Annotated in this window: 9 protein-coding genes and 2 pseudogenes; 5 read left to right on the top strand and 6 right to left on the bottom strand. The window is 45.0% G+C overall.

Going from position 1 to position 18,067, the window contains the following annotated elements; translation table 11 throughout:
• Positions 1 to 517: 517 nt before the first annotated feature.
• Both RIG27_RS23135 and RIG27_RS23130 read right to left on the bottom strand, forming a co-directional pair.
• The gene (locus tag RIG27_RS23135) at positions 518 to 1,654 is read right to left on the bottom strand and encodes a hybrid sensor histidine kinase/response regulator (RefSeq protein ID WP_446349086.1); all 1,137 of its coding nucleotides are present in this window, start codon (positions 1,652 to 1,654) and stop codon (positions 518 to 520) included.
• Between the two features lie 55 nt (positions 1,655 to 1,709).
• A complete protein-coding gene (locus tag RIG27_RS23130) occupies positions 1,710 to 2,981 on the bottom strand; it encodes an ATP-binding protein (RefSeq protein ID WP_446349084.1) in 1,272 nt (423 codons plus the stop codon).
• Between the two features lie 664 nt (positions 2,982 to 3,645).
• Between RIG27_RS23130 and RIG27_RS23125 the strand changes: the two genes are divergently transcribed.
• A complete protein-coding gene (locus RIG27_RS23125; RefSeq protein WP_446349088.1) occupies positions 3,646 to 4,368 on the top strand; it encodes a response regulator in 723 nt (240 codons plus the stop codon).
• A 64-nt stretch (positions 4,369 to 4,432) separates the two neighbouring features.
• Here RIG27_RS23125 and RIG27_RS23120 read toward each other — a convergent pair whose 3' ends face one another.
• Both RIG27_RS23120 and RIG27_RS23115 read right to left on the bottom strand, forming a co-directional pair.
• Entirely contained in the window at positions 4,433 to 6,436 is a 2,004-nt protein-coding gene (locus RIG27_RS23120; protein ID WP_446349082.1) for an ATP-binding protein, read from the bottom strand.
• Between the two features lie 89 nt (positions 6,437 to 6,525).
• Entirely contained in the window at positions 6,526 to 7,473 is a 948-nt protein-coding gene (locus RIG27_RS23115; protein ID WP_446349080.1) for a phosphate/phosphite/phosphonate ABC transporter substrate-binding protein, read from the bottom strand.
• 568 nt (positions 7,474 to 8,041) lie between these two features.
• Between RIG27_RS23115 and RIG27_RS23110 the strand changes: the two genes are divergently transcribed.
• Positions 8,042 to 9,763, top strand: coding sequence for a choice-of-anchor I family protein (locus RIG27_RS23110; protein WP_446349078.1), 1,722 nt, complete (start codon positions 8,042 to 8,044; stop codon positions 9,761 to 9,763).
• A gap of 181 nt (positions 9,764 to 9,944) precedes the next feature.
• On the opposite strand, the gene RIG27_RS23105 is transcribed toward RIG27_RS23110, so the two are convergent.
• Both RIG27_RS23105 and RIG27_RS23100 read right to left on the bottom strand, forming a co-directional pair.
• Entirely contained in the window at positions 9,945 to 10,208 is a 264-nt protein-coding gene (locus RIG27_RS23105; protein ID WP_446349076.1) for a hypothetical protein, read from the bottom strand.
• 50 nt (positions 10,209 to 10,258) lie between these two features.
• Positions 10,259 to 11,587: pseudogene (locus RIG27_RS23100) on the bottom strand (hypothetical protein).
• A 127-nt stretch (positions 11,588 to 11,714) separates the two neighbouring features.
• Between RIG27_RS23100 and RIG27_RS23095 the strand changes: the two are divergent.
• The 3 genes and pseudogenes from RIG27_RS23095 to RIG27_RS23085 all read left to right on the top strand — a co-directional run.
• Positions 11,715 to 12,305: a CpcT/CpeT family chromophore lyase gene (locus RIG27_RS23095; protein WP_446346632.1), complete on the top strand. Its 591-nt coding sequence runs from the start codon at positions 11,715 to 11,717 to the stop codon at positions 12,303 to 12,305.
• Positions 12,306 to 12,560: 255 nt separating this feature from the next.
• The gene (locus RIG27_RS23090) at positions 12,561 to 17,324 is read left to right on the top strand and encodes a CHAT domain-containing protein (protein ID WP_446349074.1); all 4,764 of its coding nucleotides are present in this window, start codon (positions 12,561 to 12,563) and stop codon (positions 17,322 to 17,324) included.
• Between the two features lie 368 nt (positions 17,325 to 17,692).
• Positions 17,693 to 17,899, top strand: a pseudogene (locus RIG27_RS23085) (hypothetical protein); the annotation flags it as partial.
• Positions 17,900 to 18,067 lie beyond the last annotated feature (168 nt).

Raw genomic sequence — 18,067 nt, 5'->3', positions numbered from 1 at the left:
TTGCTTCGGTGCAAATAAACTCTAAAACTGCGGCTAGCTCTTGATCTGGATTTAACAATACTTGCTGACAACCGTACAAGAATACTACCTCCCTGTAATGGGTTTTATTATATCACTTGAGGAGGTTATTGCGGGATAAATACCCCTGTCTTCACGACTTGCTCGGTTTCATCCCTCGGATGAATCGCGAGGGAACCTGCACCATCGCTTTTCTGTAAGAATAAAGAATAGTTGTTACCCTAAAGGTTAAAATTTTCATGATGGCTGAAATAACCATCTACTCATGATAACCCTTCTGCCTTTTGCTGAGGATAGTACTAAGCGGTTCGGCATTTAGATTGGGATACCTCAATCCCCAGGAAGGCAACAGGCAACACCTCGACTTACCTCGACTTCGCTCGGTAACACGCTCGGTGTGTCACAGGCAACAGGGAATACACTACACAATTTAAATGCGTCTTAGCTTATCTTCCCCAGCTTCCAGACGTGCCATGGCACGTCTCTACATTGCTTCCCCTCACGTTTGTGCGGGTAAATAAACTGTAAATAAACTACCTTTGCCCAACTCACTCTCGACTTCAATCCTACCCTGATGAGCTTCTACAATCCGACGAGACAAGTATAATCCCAAACCACTCCCCGATCGCTTATGCTTTCCTTGGCGAAATCGCTTGAAAAGAGTGGCAAGATCTTCTGGACAAATACCTGATCCCGTATCTTGAATGGAAATTGCCACCAAAGGGGGTTGACCATCTGCCGAGTTTGTGAAATTTGATTCTAAACCTAAATTAACATCGACCGATCCTTGTTCCGTAAACTTGACCGCATTGCCGATGAGATTAGTAAATACGCGGCGGAGTTCGAGCCGATCGCCCATCACCTGACAATCGTCTGAATTGAATAAATCAGCGCACTCTCCTAGATTCAGCGTTAACGCTAATTCTTTTTCTTGGGCTAAAGGAGTTAATTCCTGAACAACTTCCTGAATCATTTCCTGAGGATTTATCGAAACAAACGTTAACTCTTTAGACCCAGCATCGTGGCGATAGACTTCCAACACCGTATTCACCATCTGGACTAAATGTTGATTGCTTTGTTGGATAGAAACGACGGCTTCCCCGGCTGAATCAGGAAGCTGTCCAAAGCTTCCCTTTTTCAATAAACTCAGCATTCGATCAGCTGCGACTAAGGGGGTTCGCAAATCGTGGGTGAGACGAGAGACGAAATCCTCTCGCTGACGCGCCAGTCGCACTTGTTCATCAATACTATACTTAAGTCGCAGTAGCGATCGCACTCGCGCTAATAACTCACCGACATCCACGGGTTTGCGAAGAAAATCATCCGCTCCCGCATCGAGTCCTTCAATCGCACTCGACTGTTCATACGCGGTGATCAGCAAAATTGGGATAAAGGGCAAACTGCTATTTTGACGAATCCGCCGAGTCACCTCATAACCATCCATTTGTGGCATCATTACATCCAGCAAAATTAAATCAGGAGGTGATTTTTCAACTATTGCTAATGCCGAATATCCATCTTCAACTAAACTGAGTTCATATCCTTCAGTTTCTAAGATGGTTTGCATTAGGAATAAATTGTCTGGCGCATCATCAACTGCTAGAATTCTCTCTATCTTTGGCTCAGGTAGATTCATTTTTCATCTAGTTATACTTGAAAAGCATCATAGCTCACAAACGTTTTAAAAAAATTCAATTATAAGCAGGTAATTTAATTTCTGTCAACTTCCCCGAATAAGAAATATAACGCGGCAATTCGACGCGAAAAATTGACCCTTCTCCCACTTGACTTTCTACCGTAATCTTGCCCTGCATCAATTGAACTAAGGATTTAGTCATTGCCAATCCTAGCCCTGTACCGGGGTATTGACGGGCTATGGTCTGATCAACTTGGCGGAAGGCGTCAAAAATATAGTCTAATTCGGCTTGAGACAGACCAATTCCCGTATCCTCAACGTCAATGATCAGTCGTTGCGATTCAACCTCGTATACATTGACCCAGATCGACCCAGATTTGGTAAATTTCACCGCATTCATGAGCAGGTGTTTTAAGACCTTATGCAAACGAGAGCGATCGTTGATAACTGAGGAATTTTTTAGTTGCATTTTTATCGATAAGTCTAACCCTTTCTGGAGTGCCAATGGACGAACATCATTAACAGTGGAATTGACCACTTGCTCGATATTAAATTCTTCAGCTTTAAGTTTCAAAGCCCCGGCTTCAATTTGAGCAAAATCCAAGACTTCACTTAAGAGGGATAACAGGTGTTTGCCATTTTTCAAGATACATTGCACCATCTTTAATTGTGATGATGTCAGTGATCCATGGCGTTGGAGTAGGAGCATTTGAGCAAAGCCGATAATCACATTCATCGGCGTCCGCAATTCATGGGACGTCGTTGCTAAAAACTGCGATTTAAGTTTAGAGAGTTCTTTTAATTTTAAATTTTGACGTTGAATTTGTTGCCGTTGTTGGGCTAATTCTTGATTTTGCCGGACTAACTGTTCATTCGTCTGGCGCAACTGCTGATGAGCCAGTTCCACCTGCTGTTCCGCTTGGTAAATGCGAATCGCGTTTTGCAGAATCCGTCGTAAGCTTGTCGGTGAAACCTTATCCGGAGACAGGTAGTCTGACGCCCCAGCTTTCATCAGCGCCACGGCGACTTGCTCATTACCGTGAGCGGTGATTACCACCAAGGGAATCTTGACGCCAGCCTTTCGCAAATCCTGCACCAGGCTTAATCCATCTTTGTCGGGGAGGCAGTAATCTAGAAAGACACAGTCAAATGTCTCACGGTTAATGAGAGCGATCGCGCTATTATAGTCACAGGCTTCAACATAATTGATTGACAAGCCCGTGGCATCCAGAGCTTGACGCACAGCTAGGCGATCGATGTCCTCATCATCAACGATCAGAATATTGAGCATTTTTTTCATAACCAACAGAAGTTGAGGTTTCTTCATCACCAACGTCAGCATCAAGCTCACTGGTGTATCCCAGGGAAAATGGCAACTGGTGCGTCAAGGCTATTGACCTAACGCACAACTGACTTAATGGAGGTTGCAGCTTATTCCTGGAAGTGAGTTTGCCTAAGCTGGCATTGAAGACAGTCCAACCTTTGTCTTAGATTGTATGCTCATAGCTATGGTTTTCGTCTCAGTCCATAGGCATAATCACTGGACAGTCTCTTGGCTGGCAAATTTTTGGCTCAACTGAAACAGCCTAATACTATTGATAGATGTACATCTGCCACGGATCTGCCATAGTGTTGATTATCTTTATTGCCGCGTCGCACTAACGAGGGAGGAGTAATCGATGCCGATAGCAATACTTGACTTTTTAGGCTCAAGGATGCTAAGGCAAGATTTATCCTAGTCTGACCTGACTCCAGGGTATCAGCGCGATCGGAAAGGAAGAATAACCTACTCCGGCAAGGAAGCCTCCGTTGTAATCTGTGATTCAACGCTCTGAGGAATTGCCAGTCCGTTACTTCATAGTGATTAAATCTAAGGATGGATTAGGTTAGGCTGAATAATGAAAATTCCCCAAATCCGAGAGAAGGAGTCAAACAGTCCCCCATCTCTCAATGACCAAGATCAAACGAATTTGAGTTCTGAAACATTGATGGTGAGTCCTATGCGTGTCGTCCTGATTGAAGACCATAACCTTACGCGGATGGGTTTACAAGCCGCTTTACAAGAACAGGATGGAATTGAAGTCGTCGGAGAAGCGGCGAATGCGACTCAAGGATTGAAGCTGCTAGAAAGCCTGAAACCCGATGTCGCTATTGTGGATATCGGTTTACCGGATATGGATGGCATTGATTTGACTCGCAAGTTCAAGAGTAGCCATGCAGATACCCAGGAGCCAGAAACAAAAGTTCTCATCTTAACCATGCATGATAGTGAAGATGCGGTACTAGCTGCTTTTGCGGCTGGAGCCAATTCCTATTGCATGAAGGATATTGAAATTGAACAGCTTGTAGAGGCATTAACCGTAACCCAGGAAGGAAACTCCTGGATTGATCCAGCGATTGCCAGTATTGTTTTGCGACAGGTAAAACGAGAGACATCATCTCAGGTAGAGGCGGCGAATCAAGAGCGAACTGTTAAGATTGATGCGGTAGGTCTAGAGTACGAACAAGTCATCGAAGCCTATCCCTTAACTGAACGGGAATTAGAGGTGCTTGAGCTAATTGTGGCAGGAGCGAGTAATGCCACGATCGCGGATAAGCTTTATATTACGGTAGGCACAGTAAAAACCCATGTTCGCAATATTCTGAATAAGCTCTGCGTTGATGACCGCACTCAAGCCGCTGTCCATGCACTCCGTTCTGGATTAATTACTTGATATAGAGACTTTTATGGCACGTCTTGATCCAGTACCGAGGATAAGTAGGTTGGTGAAATTCAATTCATGAAGAAACTTTTTCTTTATCCGTCTTTGGATCTTTGACTTTAGCTGGTAGGTAAAAGCTAAACGTCGAGCCAACATCCACCTCACTTTCCACCGTAATATTACCGCCCATCATCTCACAGAAACGTTGGCAAATTGCCAATCCTAGACCCGTACCTCCGTACTTTTTCGTGGTAGAATCATCGGCTTGGACAAACGGCTGAAATATCTTTGCCACCTGCTCTGGACTCATGCCAATGCCAGTATCGGAAACCGAAAAAATAACCCAATCCGAGGTTGGGTCGTCATTCCCAGCATCAGGCATTGAAGCACTACCGAGGGTTGCTGATGAAACCAATGAGGATACTCCATTCGCCAGTAGCCTTTTAGCGTCCCGTTTCGAGTGACCATTTTCCTCATCTTGACTTCCACGAGTAACACTCAGTATAATTGTGCCGTTCTCCGTGAATTTGGCAGAGTTGCTAATTAGGTTTAATAGCAACTGCTTAATCTTAGTTCGGTCAGCATACATTGTGCCAAGGGACGCCGTGCCATGAACCTCTAGAGTATTAGTCTTTTTCTTGATTAGGGGTTGTACCGTCTTCTGAACTTCAACGATTAAAGTAGAGATATCGAAGCTTTCCAGATAAAGGCTCATCTTCCCAGCTTCAATTTTAGAAATGTCCAGAATATCGGTGATCAGATTCAAAAGATGGAGTCCAGAGTCGTAAATCTGCTGGAGATCCGGGACAAAATCGGTATACCCTAAATCCTCGGCATCCTCCCGCAGTAACTCACTTAAGCCGAGGATACCATTCAAAGGCGTTCTTAATTCATGACTCATACTAGCAAGAAAGGCACTCTTCGCCCGATTAGCCGCTTCCGCTTCTTCTTTTGCCTGTTGGAATTCAATTTGGACTAATTTCGCATCTGTAATATCCCGAACAATCGCTAAAACTTCCCGTTTACCACTAACCACCAACCGTGCTTCAAAATTCCGGCGATGATCCTCGACAAACAACTCATACTCAAAAATTTGAATATCTTGAGTCTTTAACGTTCGCTCGACATACTCTAAACATAATCGAGCCACCTCTTGGGGTAAAACATCAGAGACAGGTTGACCGACCCATGTTTCTGATGATTGTAGGTAAGACTCTCCTTTTGGTGCTTTAAAATCCAGAAAGATCCCATCTGGGCTAAACCGAAACATTAAGTCGGGAATCGCATTCAACAAAGCACTATTTTTCGCTTCACTTTGCCGCAAATCTTCAGTCTGCTGTTCCAAACTTTCGATGAGGTGTCGCAGTTGGTCGGTCATGCTATTAAATGCACCCGCTAAAACCGCCAGTTCGTCATTGGTGTCAATCGCAATCTTCTGACTCAGATCCCCTTTCGCCAGATGCTGCGTGGCGGCGGTCATTTGCTTCAAGGGTTCGGTAATGGAACGGCTCAGAAGTAGTGCCACCAGCGTACCCACCATCGCCGCCGCCAGTCCCATGGCAATCCCTTCATTCCGCACTGCTGCCATCTTTACCTTCAGCGGGGCTGTCGATAGCCCAACACTAACTGCCCCAAGCCGCTGACGCCCCAAAACGACGGCTTTACCCGCAAGCAGTTGGTCAGCCTGCCACTTTAACACTGTTTCGTTACTTTCCACCAGTTCTTTACCTAAGGGATCAGGTTTGACCCCATAAGCTAAAACATTGCGGCTATAGGCATCCGCTAGCACCCGTCCATCTTTGTCATAAATCTGACCCGCCACTAATACTTGATCCTCGCCCAATTCTTCCATGAGTTCCTTCATAAAAGAGACATCGAGAAAGTAGAGCGAATCTTGATTGGCGACGACTAAGGTATCCAGCAATAGGTCAGCCTGCTGTTCTAGTTCATCGCGAAAGGTTTCTTGCTGACGGCGTAGGGATAACATCGTGACGCTGGCGACCGCCACAATCACTAATGTGGTCATCGCCAACGTTATTTTGGTGGCTAGTGAACCTTTTTTTGGGTTGAATCTAGCCATTAGACTTATCTTCCTCCCCTTATTCCGATAACTGTTACTTCCTGGCTGGTACATCTGGGCAAATTGTCGTTCAGGACAGCCTCTCCCCCTTATTTTTTCTCAACTTGTTCATACAACTGGCGCATTTTATCGAGACTGGTTTCAACGGGAAACTGGTCAAACTTGGTGGTTTGCTCAAAGGTGGTGAGTACCTCCTTACCCTCAGGGGTCTGATCCATTTCCATTAAGACCGTCTTAATCTGTTGTACCAACTCTGGGTCCATACCGGGTCTGACGATGACCAGATGGCGAGCAATTTTCTGAGTTTCAGCCAGAATTTTCAGCGCTTTGCGGCTTTCTGCGGGGATTTCTTCCAGGAATGAATAATCAGCCCCGCCAGCCGCGACTTCGCCACTCAGTACCCATTGGATCGTATTTTCATCATCATTACTGTAGACATATCCCACTTCATCAGCGGCGACAGCTTCATTTCGTGAGCCTTTTTCGACCATCTTCAAATCGGCGTCTAGCAGGGTATTCAGGGGTAAAAAATAGCCGGAGGTGGAGACGGGTTCCTCAAAGGCGATCATTTTTCCCTTAAGATCCGCTAAGGAGTCAATCTCGCTTTCTGCCAAGGTAAAGATCACCCCATAGTATTCACCCTTGCCATTCTTCCAGCGGCGCAGGATGGGTTCGGCTCCCGATTTATCGCTGACAATCATCGCGGGGTAGGGACTGTCCACGTAGATATCGACTTTGCCTTCTTTGAGTAAGCTTGCCATCGTATCTAAGTCGGGGGCAACTTGTACCTCACCGACACCAATGCCAAATTTTTCTAAGCGGGCGGCTAGGTAATCCGCCATGGGCTGGAACTTCTCTAGCTTGGCAGCGGCATTTTTGTTAACGTCGGCAAGGACAAGGGTTCCAGTAGCGGTGGATTGAGGGGTTGGCGTCGATGTTGGCGTTTGTGACAAGGTGTTCTCTTCGGTAGAACTACAACTTACGAGGGTGGTGAACAAACCCAGCAAGACAACCTCTTTCAAAAATTTTGGCAACATTTGTTTAACTCTCTTTGTTTAACTCTCAATGATCACAAATTGTCGTTGATAACCGTGCAGTTGTTTCGCCTCAGTTTTTCTTGTCTGTTTAGACTCGAAAGGCTTCTCCAGTTTCCAGGTATGGGGATACCGCTTTGTCTTTAAGATTATTTTGTCAGTTTGCTGAATACATATCAAATTTTGACAAATTTTTTCATAAAGTTTCCGTGAAGCTTTTTCGGGTTTGTGTTAAAGAGTTGATGAACTTCTCTCAGAACTCTTTTTTATTGGCGTAAGACTATGCTAAATAAGAAGTACATAAGTAGGTAGTTTGACTCGGCTTTTCAAGTTAAGTTTTGTAAACAAATTGCTCTGTCGCGCCTGGTGGTAATTGTGGATATGTAGTTCTGTCCCTGGCAAACAAACGGTGTTCATTTAGCTTAATTTATGAAGAAATGTAAAAACATCAGCCATTCTTACCCAAATCAGCGGCAATGTGGCTTGACAAAACGTAACTTCTTGGGGTGAATTATACCCACCCTCTTACTTATCGTTATCGATTGTATCCACATCAGGAGGTTCATCACCCATGTCCAGGCGTCAAAATTCACTCATTCATCGAATACCCAGTATCGTTCAGTCAACCCTACAGTCAGCCGTCTTACTCGGTATTATGGCGACACCAGCCGCCGCGATTAATCTCAACCTGAAACCCATCGGTTCATTCTCGACAGGTATTTTCGCGAACAACACAGCGGAACAAACGGCGTATGATCCGATCACTCAACGGTTGTTCGTGACCAGTTCCGGTCAAAAGCAGATTAATATCCTTGATATTAGCAATCCGATGGAGCCGTCGGAGTTCACAAGCATCAACCTGGCAAGCTATGGCTCACCCAACAGCGTCAGCTATAACAATGGTCGATTTGCTGTCTCTGTCACCAATGAGATGCCGCAAAATTCTGGTTTGGTGTTGTTCTTCGATGCGGAAGGGAATTCCATCCATGACCCGGTTTCCGTGGGTTCAGTCCCGGACTCACTCACCTTCACCCCAGATGGCACCAAGATTATTGTGGCTAACGAGGGGGAGTTGAGTGATGATTACCCAGATACTGATCCAGTGGGTTCGGTCAGTATCATTGACCTGACAACATTTAATGTAACCACGGCTAGCTTCAATAATGTTTCCCTACCGTCAAACGTTCGCCTGTTTGGACCCAACGCTGATAACCCAGCACAAAACATGGAACCTGAATTTGTGACCGTTTCTCAGGATTCCCAAAAAGCTTATGTCACCCTACAGGAGAATAATGCGATCGCGGTAGTTGATATCGCCAGTGGTCAGGTAGAAAAAGTAATCGGGCTGGGCTTTAAGGATTATAGCCTACCAGGAAATGCCTTAGACGCCAGCAATAAAGACGGTATCATCAACATCGCGAATTATGACAACCTGTTCGGGATGTTCCAACCTGATGGAATTACCTCCTATATTGTAGATGGTCAAACCTATCTGGTTACTGCCAATGAAGGTGACAGCCGGGACTTTGACTTTTTTAGTGAAGAGGCGAGGGTAGGCGACTTACTCCTTGATCCCCAAGCTTTCCCCAACGCCGCAGAATTACAAAAGGATGAAAATCTGGGTCGTTTAAAAGTCACTAACACTCTAGGGGATACAGACGACGATGGGGACTTTGACGAATTGTATACCTTTGGCGGACGTTCATTCTCGATTTGGGATACAGACGGCACACTCATCTTTGACAGTGGGGATGCCTTTGAACAGATTACAGCAGAGTTTCTGCCAGAGTTCTTCAACTCCAACGACGAACTCAACTTATTTGATGATCGCAGTGATGATAAAGGACCTGAACCTCAAGCGGTGACGATTGCGGAACTCTTTGGTCGCACCATTGCCTTTATTGGTTTGGAACGCATGGGTGGCATTATCAGTTATGACATCACTGATCCGTTTAATCCGTTCTTCCTCGATTACGTCAACAACCGCGACTTCTCCGTTGAATTTAACTTAAATGAAGAAGGATATCCTGATCCGACAGCCGAACAGTTAGCCGCTGTCGGTGATTTAGGGCTAGAAGGGTTACTGTTCATTGCGGCTAACGAGAGTCCTAATGGTAATCCCTTGGTGGTTACCGCCAATGAAACCAGTGGCACCCTGAGTGTCTTTGCAGTTGAAAGTGTACCGGAACCCAGTTCTGTCTTGGGTTTGTTAATGTTTAGTTCCCTAGGCTGGGTTGGATTAAAACGCAGATGCTCCACCAAATTCTCAAGATGGGGTAATTTGAACCAATAGTGGTTGGGGTATGAGTCCCCCGAATTAATTTGGGTGTAGAGACGTAGCCGGCTACGTCTCTACATCTTCGGATAATCATAAATACTGATTTAGGCATAGTTAATTTATTTAATTGGATAGAAGCGAAGATTTACAGGAATTGATAGGCTGAACCTAATAGTGAAACAAGACACAATAAACATTAAGGAGAGACTTCTATGAATATTATTGCTTGGCTCGTATTAGGTCTAATTGCAGGCGCATTAGCGAAACTCATTGCTAATAAACCCATTCCCATACCTTCAACCGTTTTAACCATGGGATCTTGCAACAAGCACTCATCTGTCGGTGTCGCGATTCCTAAACACTGATTCAATTCTGCTTGAGCGGCAGTACCTCCCACAACCAGTCCCACCGCACTACAACTCACGATAAATAGGCAAAGGCGAATGATTTTTCTATCCATGGATAGAGATATTAGTAGATAATTTGCCTTATCCTAACCTACCCAAGGCATTATTGGAAGCCTTTGGCGGCTTTCTTTTTCCGCTTACCTTTAGACTTGGATTTGTGAACCTCAGCGACAGCCGACTCAAACAGATTGTGCAAATGCAGGGGAACGCTAGCAATTTCTGGGAGTTCCGGTTCTAGGGGTTTATGAAACTCTTGGTGAAGTGTGGGTTATAAATCCTGCTTGAGATTAAAATCTGGACGATCTAATACCGTTTGTAGTACCTTCTCCAGTTGAGTGGGATACTCCTCGGCTAGTTGTTGCCAGATAAACAAGTTAATCTGAGGATCATTTAAGTATTTGTGGACTCGTTCTTCAGCATTGGGATAAGTTTGCCAGTCTTCGGATGTTAGCATCTCCTGAAACTTAGAGTAAGTGGGAAGAAACATTTGACCCCAACGGGGATGAGAAAAAACAGTAACCTGTTCAGCGTTGCGGATATCGTCTGGTAAATCTACCTTAGGCGTCACCATGGGAGAGTTGGTGGAGTTGTCCAACATATTGCTAACCGCGTTGGCGTCTGCGCCTGCTTCCACCGCCGCTGTTTTGATGTCCTCCTCATCCGTACCTGCATCTTGGATCATGTCTTTCAGGGATTTCGATGGATCAATCCCCGCCGCCATCAAACGTTCCTGGGTCATTTTATCCCGCAGTTGAGCCAATTTTTGATTAAGCTGGTATCCAGGAAGGGTAATGCGATCGCGTCCAAAAAAGTCTACAAATGCCTGATGATAGGTAGCGACAGACTCCCAAGCCTGTTCTAATAGTTCTGATGCGTCACGGTAAAGGGCATTTTTGTAGTTGTTCTTGAATTCTCCAATGGCTACGGCTAGCTTAGGCTGACTCAAGCGCCCTTTGGAAATGATTGGACTAGAAATCATCCAGTAGGTATCGGTGACAGGGGCGAGGCGAGTGAGTAAGATTTCCCCAACCTTAAACCGCCGCATCTGGTCTATGGTAGTGGGATGAGTGGGTTTGACGGTGTAATGCTTATCCGTTAGCCAATTTTTCAGTTCAAAGCCATCGGGAAGGATGTGGGTGAGTTCAAACAAGCCGATAAAGCTATCTCGCCAGCGGTTCAGCAGCGTGCGATCGCGGGATGTTAAATTAGGATGTCGTTCCAGGAACAGATCCAACGGCGTCTGTTTTTCCACGTCACCCTCAGTTAAGAAGGTATCAATCACCAAGTTGCGCTGGTTGATATCATAGGGTTCTCGCGTCAACTGATCAGCCGCATAGCTTTCCAAGGCGACGGCTAACTCTCCGTCTGCTTCCAGTACGAAGTCCGTTAGGGCTTGTTTCAGATCTTTGGCTTGCTCTAGAATTGCATCCACAGAGGTTTGCTCACCGCTCAACTCTACTAGGGTACAGCAATCAAGACGTGAATGCCTCTGTTATTAGGAATAAAATCAATTTAAGATTGATCCAGATCCAATATTTCGATTAACAAGATTGTTAATAATGACTCATTCTACTGACATTGCCACATTAGCCCGTTGGATGGCGGCTGACTTTAGTAACCAACAACAGGCTTTTGACAATCCGCCCTTTTACGCCCATATCCGGGTGTTTATGCGTCCCCTCCCCGCGTCACTCCTAGATGGAGTCAGTTTGTTGGTTGAACAAGCTTATGACTATCTTCTCAACGTCCCCTACCGCTTACGGGTGTTGAAATTAATGGTGGTTGGCGATCATATTGAAATTGAAAATTACACCGTTAAAGAACCCGAAAAATTTTACGGCGCCTCTCGTGATCTCAACCGCCTGCAAACCCTAACCACCGATCAGCTAGATAAACTTCCTGGTTGTAATATGATTGTGGAATGGACAGGGAAAAGCTTTCAAGGACACGTTGAACCGGGTAAAGCCTGTAAGGTTTTTCGCAAAGGTAAAGAAACCTATCTAGATAGTACATTTGAAATTGACGAAAATCAGTTTATTAGTTTAGACAGGGGACGTGATCCTATAACCGATGAACATATTTGGGGTTCCATTGCTGGTCCTTTTTACTTTGTCCGATGGGCTAGTTTTGCCGATGAAGTGAAAGTTTGAGCAACTGGTTAAATCTGATATTGAATATCGCTGATTTAAAACCTGATAAATAGCTGTAGGGGCATGGCATTGTCGTGTCCTTATAGATATCAGGTTGAACTGTATCATTTAATTTCTAAAATTAGCCGATCGCCAATCCCTCGACTACGATAGACAGTAGGATTAATCACGCGATCGCACCAACAGATCCCAGTTTTTCGATTGTTTGACTAGCCACGCATCAAGACGCAAAAAATCACCCTTCCGGAGGATGCCATGACTGCCGCCATTTCTATTGTCATCACTACATACAACCGAGAACATTACCTCGGTGCAGCCATTGACAGCATACTGGCACAAACTTGGGGAGATTTTGAGTTAATTGTGTGGGATGATGGGTCAACAGATGGGTCTGTGACTATTGCTCAAGACTATGCTAAACGCGATCCACGAGTCCGGGTCATTGCTGCTGAACATCAAGGACGAGGTATTTCCCTCCAACGTGCGATCGCGAAAACCACGGGTTCCTATATCGGTTGGGTAGATAGCGATGATTGGTTAGCACCCACTGCACTTGCAGAAACTGCCGCAATTCTGGATACTCAGCCAGATGTAGGGATGGTTTACACCGATTACTTAGATATTCATGAAAGCGGTAAAGTCATTGGTTACGGACAACGCTGTAGTGTTCCCTATTCTAAACAACGACTGCTGACAAACTTTATGACGTTCCACTTCCGGTTAATTCGTCGTTCTGTTTTCGATAGAGTTGGGGGAATTGATTTCCCAGCTGAATATGCAGAAGATTACGATCTATGTCTACGGTTGTCAGAAACGATAGAAATAGCCCATATTTCCAAACCTCTCTATTATTATCGCAGCAATCCTGAGAGTCTTTCCTATCAGAATCGAGTACAACAGATTTCCCATTGTCATGCAGCCATGAGACGGGCGCTGCAACGGCGGGGATTGAGCGATCGCATAGAGGTAGCTTTACAAACAAAAGGGACAGGCGCAACAATGCAGGCACGGTTCGCATTGAAACGCAAAACGCCGCTTCTATCCTCAACCCTGAAAATTGCTGGCTTATCTCTGGCAACTCTTTCAGGGGTGGCTATGATTGGGCAAAAAATAGTCCAAGCTCAATTGATTACACCCGCTAATGATGGCACGGGTACAATTGTCACGCCCTCAGGCAACCAAATCAACATCACAGGCGGTTCTCAATCGGCAGATGGCACCAATCTATTCCATAGTTTTGAAGATTTTGGAGTTGACAATAATCAGAGTGCTAACTTTATTTCTGAGCCAAGCATTAACAATATATTAGGGAAAATAATTGGAGGAGATCCCTCTATTATTAATGGGATTATTCAAGTGACGGGAGGCAACTCTAACTTATTTTTAATGAATCCGGCGGGAATAGTCTTCGGAGCAAATTCCCAACTTAACGTCCCGGCATCCTTTACCGCAACCACGGCAACTAGCATTGGGTTTAATGGAGGGTGGCTGGAGGCATTTGCCAGTAATGACTATACCAACTTAGTGGGAAACCCCAATAGCTTTCGGTTTGAAACCTTACAACCGGGAAGTATCATTAATATGGGAGACTTAGCTGTACCAGCCGCCTCGAATCTTTCCCTAATTGGGGGAACAGTTCTGAGTACGGGTACGCTGATAACGCCAGAGGGAAATATCACTATAGCCTCAGTACCGGGAACCAGTCGATTACAAATTAATCAAGCTGGACAAATCCTGAGTTTACAAATTGAACCGCCGACAACTAACCAAGGTAATCCAACACCGATTACACCTCAGATGTTACCTCAACTCCTTACAGGTAATGGTGTAGATACTAATTCCGACGTGACAGTTACTCCGGAAGGACAAGTTCAACTCACCAATTCAGGTACTGAAGTCCAAACTGGTGATGTCGCCGTTAATCAAATCAATGCTGGAACAGCTACCCTTTCAGCCCAGCAAAATCTGATTCTCATCGAGAGCCAACTTAGAACAAGTGAGGATATGAATCTCCTCGCTAACAACACAGTCTTTGTGCGTGATAGTATTGAGAATCCTTTTATTGCCCAAGCGGGTGGGAATCTTTATATTCGAGGAAATCTGGGCATTGATATCTTAGCGCTGAATCATCTTTACCAGACTCCCTTTGTCAGTGGAGGAGATCTAACTTTAGTCAGCGATGGAATTATTTCTGGAGATGCTCACTTTGCTAGTGGTGGCAGTTTTTCAATTTTAAACCTGTTGGGTAATTCTGGAACATTTTTAAGTAAAAAAGACCCGATTATTAGTGCTATTGGTGACGTAATATTCGGTGATTACACGGGAGTTTCGCTAAAAATAGAAGCGACAGGTAGTATTTCTGGGGGAAATATTACGATTACAGATGCAGACTTTACGCTCAGCGAGAGTGGAGATCCCGATAGTGGTATATTAAGCAATCAACCTGCGCTGATTTTACGAGCAGGTTTGGATACATTGGACAATCCTCCGAATGTTCCTGTAGATGCGGGAGAAACTTCTTTTGATTCATCAGGAGAACCATCGTCCCCTGGCAATGTAACGGTTGGCGATATTGCGGTTGGTATATTTGATTTTGGTGAAGGAGTTGACCATTATGGTGGTCCAGTCATTATCGAAGCGAGTGGAAATATTACCACAGGTGCGATTGATTCCTTTAATGATGGCTCTGGTGAGTTAGACGCGGGAAGTGTCACTTTAGAGGCTGGAGGAAATATTGAAACTGAAAATATTAATTCATCTGGTTTCTTTAGTAATGGTGGTAACGTAGATTTGCGAGCTGATGGCACGATAAAAACAGGTGCAATTAATTCCTCGACGGAGGGGTTTGATCCGGAAGGATTTGATCAGGTCGCAGGTTCTGTAATATTAGAGGCAGGAGAAAATATTGAGTTTACAACCATAGATACTTCTGCGATCGGTCAAATGATATCAAATGCAACAGCAGGAGATGTCAGCATTATCGCTAATGGAGTTGTGCAAGGAACGGGATTACTGGGTGCTACAAATACGACCATACTAACTCAGGCAAGTAGTGAATTGGGTGGGACAATTCAAAATGGTTCGGTTGAAATCCAACATAATGGCGGATCAGAGAATGTACCCTTTGTTGTTGGCAGTTTAACGACTAATAGTTTAGCCGGAAGTATCGATACTGGCGAAACTTCTTTGCCTTCAGGCTCATTTCCAGTTCTCCCAGAAGGGGGTGACGCAGATGATACTCCCAACGGTATTACTATCACGTCTGTTAATAGTCCACCCGAACTAACGCTAAATCCAACGCTACCCGACACAGAAGAAAATCAGCCTATTACGTTTACCTTTGAAGATTTACAGGCGACTCTGGAGGATGCAGATGGTGATACAAGTTTGTCAATTGTTATTGATCAAATTAATGCCGGAACATTAACTAGAAATGGAGTTATTCTAGAAGCAGGCGACACAATTGAGGAAGGAGATACTCTGGTATACACCCCGCCAACAGATGAGACAGGGGACATTTCAGCCTTTACCATTATAGGGAGCGATCGCGTCTCCTTCTCTGAACCACAACAGGTTAGTATTAACGTTGATGAACCACCAACGCCGATACCACCAACGCCGATACCACCAACGACACCACCAATCGAAATTCCACCAATCGAAATTCCACCAACGACACCACCAACGATTCCACTGACTGCCCTAATCCAAAATGAAGTTGAAGAAGAAATCGAATCCTTCCCAGTCGTCCAACCTATAGCATCCAATCGCTTAAGTACCCCAATCAAAAGCGAGACAGAAGCGCGTCAAATTCTCAGTGAAATTGAACAAGCCACTGGGGAAAAACCCGCACTCATTTATGTCAGCTTTGCGCCAACCGAAATCTCAAAAAACACAAACTATACCGGATTAGAAACGAATAATACCGAGGCGTTTGATAACTACTTCAATCGCTCTGAACCCCACGTTACAATTACCCCCCAAGATAGTGATCAATTAGAACTACTTATCATCTCCGCCGAGGAACCCCCGATACGGCGACGCATAGGTGGAGTCACCCGTGGGCAAGTTTTAGATGTGGCTCAAGAATTTCGCCGCAACGTGACTAGCGTCAGGATTCCCCGTGACTATCTCACCCCAGCTAAACAACTATATCAATGGCTAGTTGCTCCTGTAGAGGAATACTTAGAAGCTGGAGAAATTGATAACTTAGCCTTCGTTATGGATGAAGGTTTACGCTCTCTACCTGTCGCCGCCTTACACGATGGTAATGGCTTTATCATTGAACGATACAGTGTGGGCTTAATGCCAACCCTATCCCTAACCGATACTCGTTATGTGGATATCCGCAATGTTGGTGTTCTCGCCATGGGTGCTGATACCTTCGAGGATCTGAATCCCTTACCTGCAGTACCCTTAGAATTATCCGCGATCGCAGGTCCTCTGTGGCAAGGGAAAACCTTTCTTAACCAAGACTTTACCTTAGAAAATCTCAAGCAAATCCGCTCATCTCAACCCTTTGGTATTATCCACTTAGCCACTCACGGCGAGTTTCAATCGGGTAAGGCGTCTAACTCCTATATCCAGTTATGGAACCAAAAGCTCAGACTGGATCAATTGCGGCAACTCGGATTAAACAATCCTCCCACAGAACTGTTAGTCCTCAGTGCTTGTCGCACCGCCTTGGGAGACAGAGAAGCCGAATTAGGATTTGCCGGATTAGCCATACAAGCCGGAGTAAAGTCCGCCCTAGGCAGTCTCTGGTACATTAGCGATGCTGGAACTCTGGGATTCATGACTAGCTTTTATGAGCATTTGCACCAAGCCCCCATCAAAGCCGAAGCCCTACGGCAAACTCAACTGGCTATGCTTAAAGGTGAAATCCGGTTAGAAGACAAACAGCTACTCGTTGGAGATTTACGTATTCCCTTAAACCCCGAACTCGCCAAATTGCCAGATCAAGACTTTACCCATCCTTACTACTGGAGTGCTTTAACCCTGGTGGGTAGTCCTTGGTAGTAGTAGTGTGGCACACCTAAGCAAGATGAATTAACCATTAGCCCGGAAACCTAGGGGCTAAGCTTAAGTTGACACCAATGTTTCACTACTATCTTTTTGGTTACACCCATAAGTAACTAAACCCGCCCCGACTTTACATAAGACATAAGACAATCTTTAATTGTCCCCACCGACTTATAAAGATTGCCAGCGACCCAGCCCATCGCTTACCCTAAAAAAAGTGAGCCTCAATCCGCTCAATCGGATTACTGGAGATAACGATATTGCCGAAAAATACGAAAACGAAGGTCAAAAACAGCGAAACCCTAGAGCAGAAGTTGTGGAAGTCGGCAGATAAACTCCGCAAAAATATTGATGCTGCCGAATACCCCGACACCAACGAACTGGAAATCCTCACTCAAGGGATGCTGAATAAACACACCCTACTTGACCTGATCCGCCATTTCACCGTCTTTGAACAAACCAAAACCATAGACCCAGAAACCGAGGTTGTTCATCTGCAAACCCTCAAGAAAATCAGCGCTTATCACCAGTATTACGCTGTGAATAAAGCCGTCGAAAGTGTCTTGCAAGCGTGCGGAATCCCCTCCCCTAACCCCTCCCAAAGCAGGGGGTTTTCAAAGTCCGGGGGAATCTTTAAAAGAAAAGTGAACTTTTTCCGGTAAAATTAAGAAAAGCTCACTTTTTTCAATTTCAAAAAAATCATGCTTGCTAGGATAATTGAAGAATTCAAAAAAGTCAAG

It is taken from the genome of Coleofasciculus sp. F4-SAH-05, assembly GCF_040222985.1.
Taxonomy (GTDB): Bacteria; Cyanobacteriota; Cyanobacteriia; order Cyanobacteriales; family Coleofasciculaceae; genus Coleofasciculus; species Coleofasciculus chthonoplastes.
The sequence above is the reverse complement of the archived record's forward strand: the minus strand, read 5'-3'. Positions and strand labels throughout refer to the sequence as shown.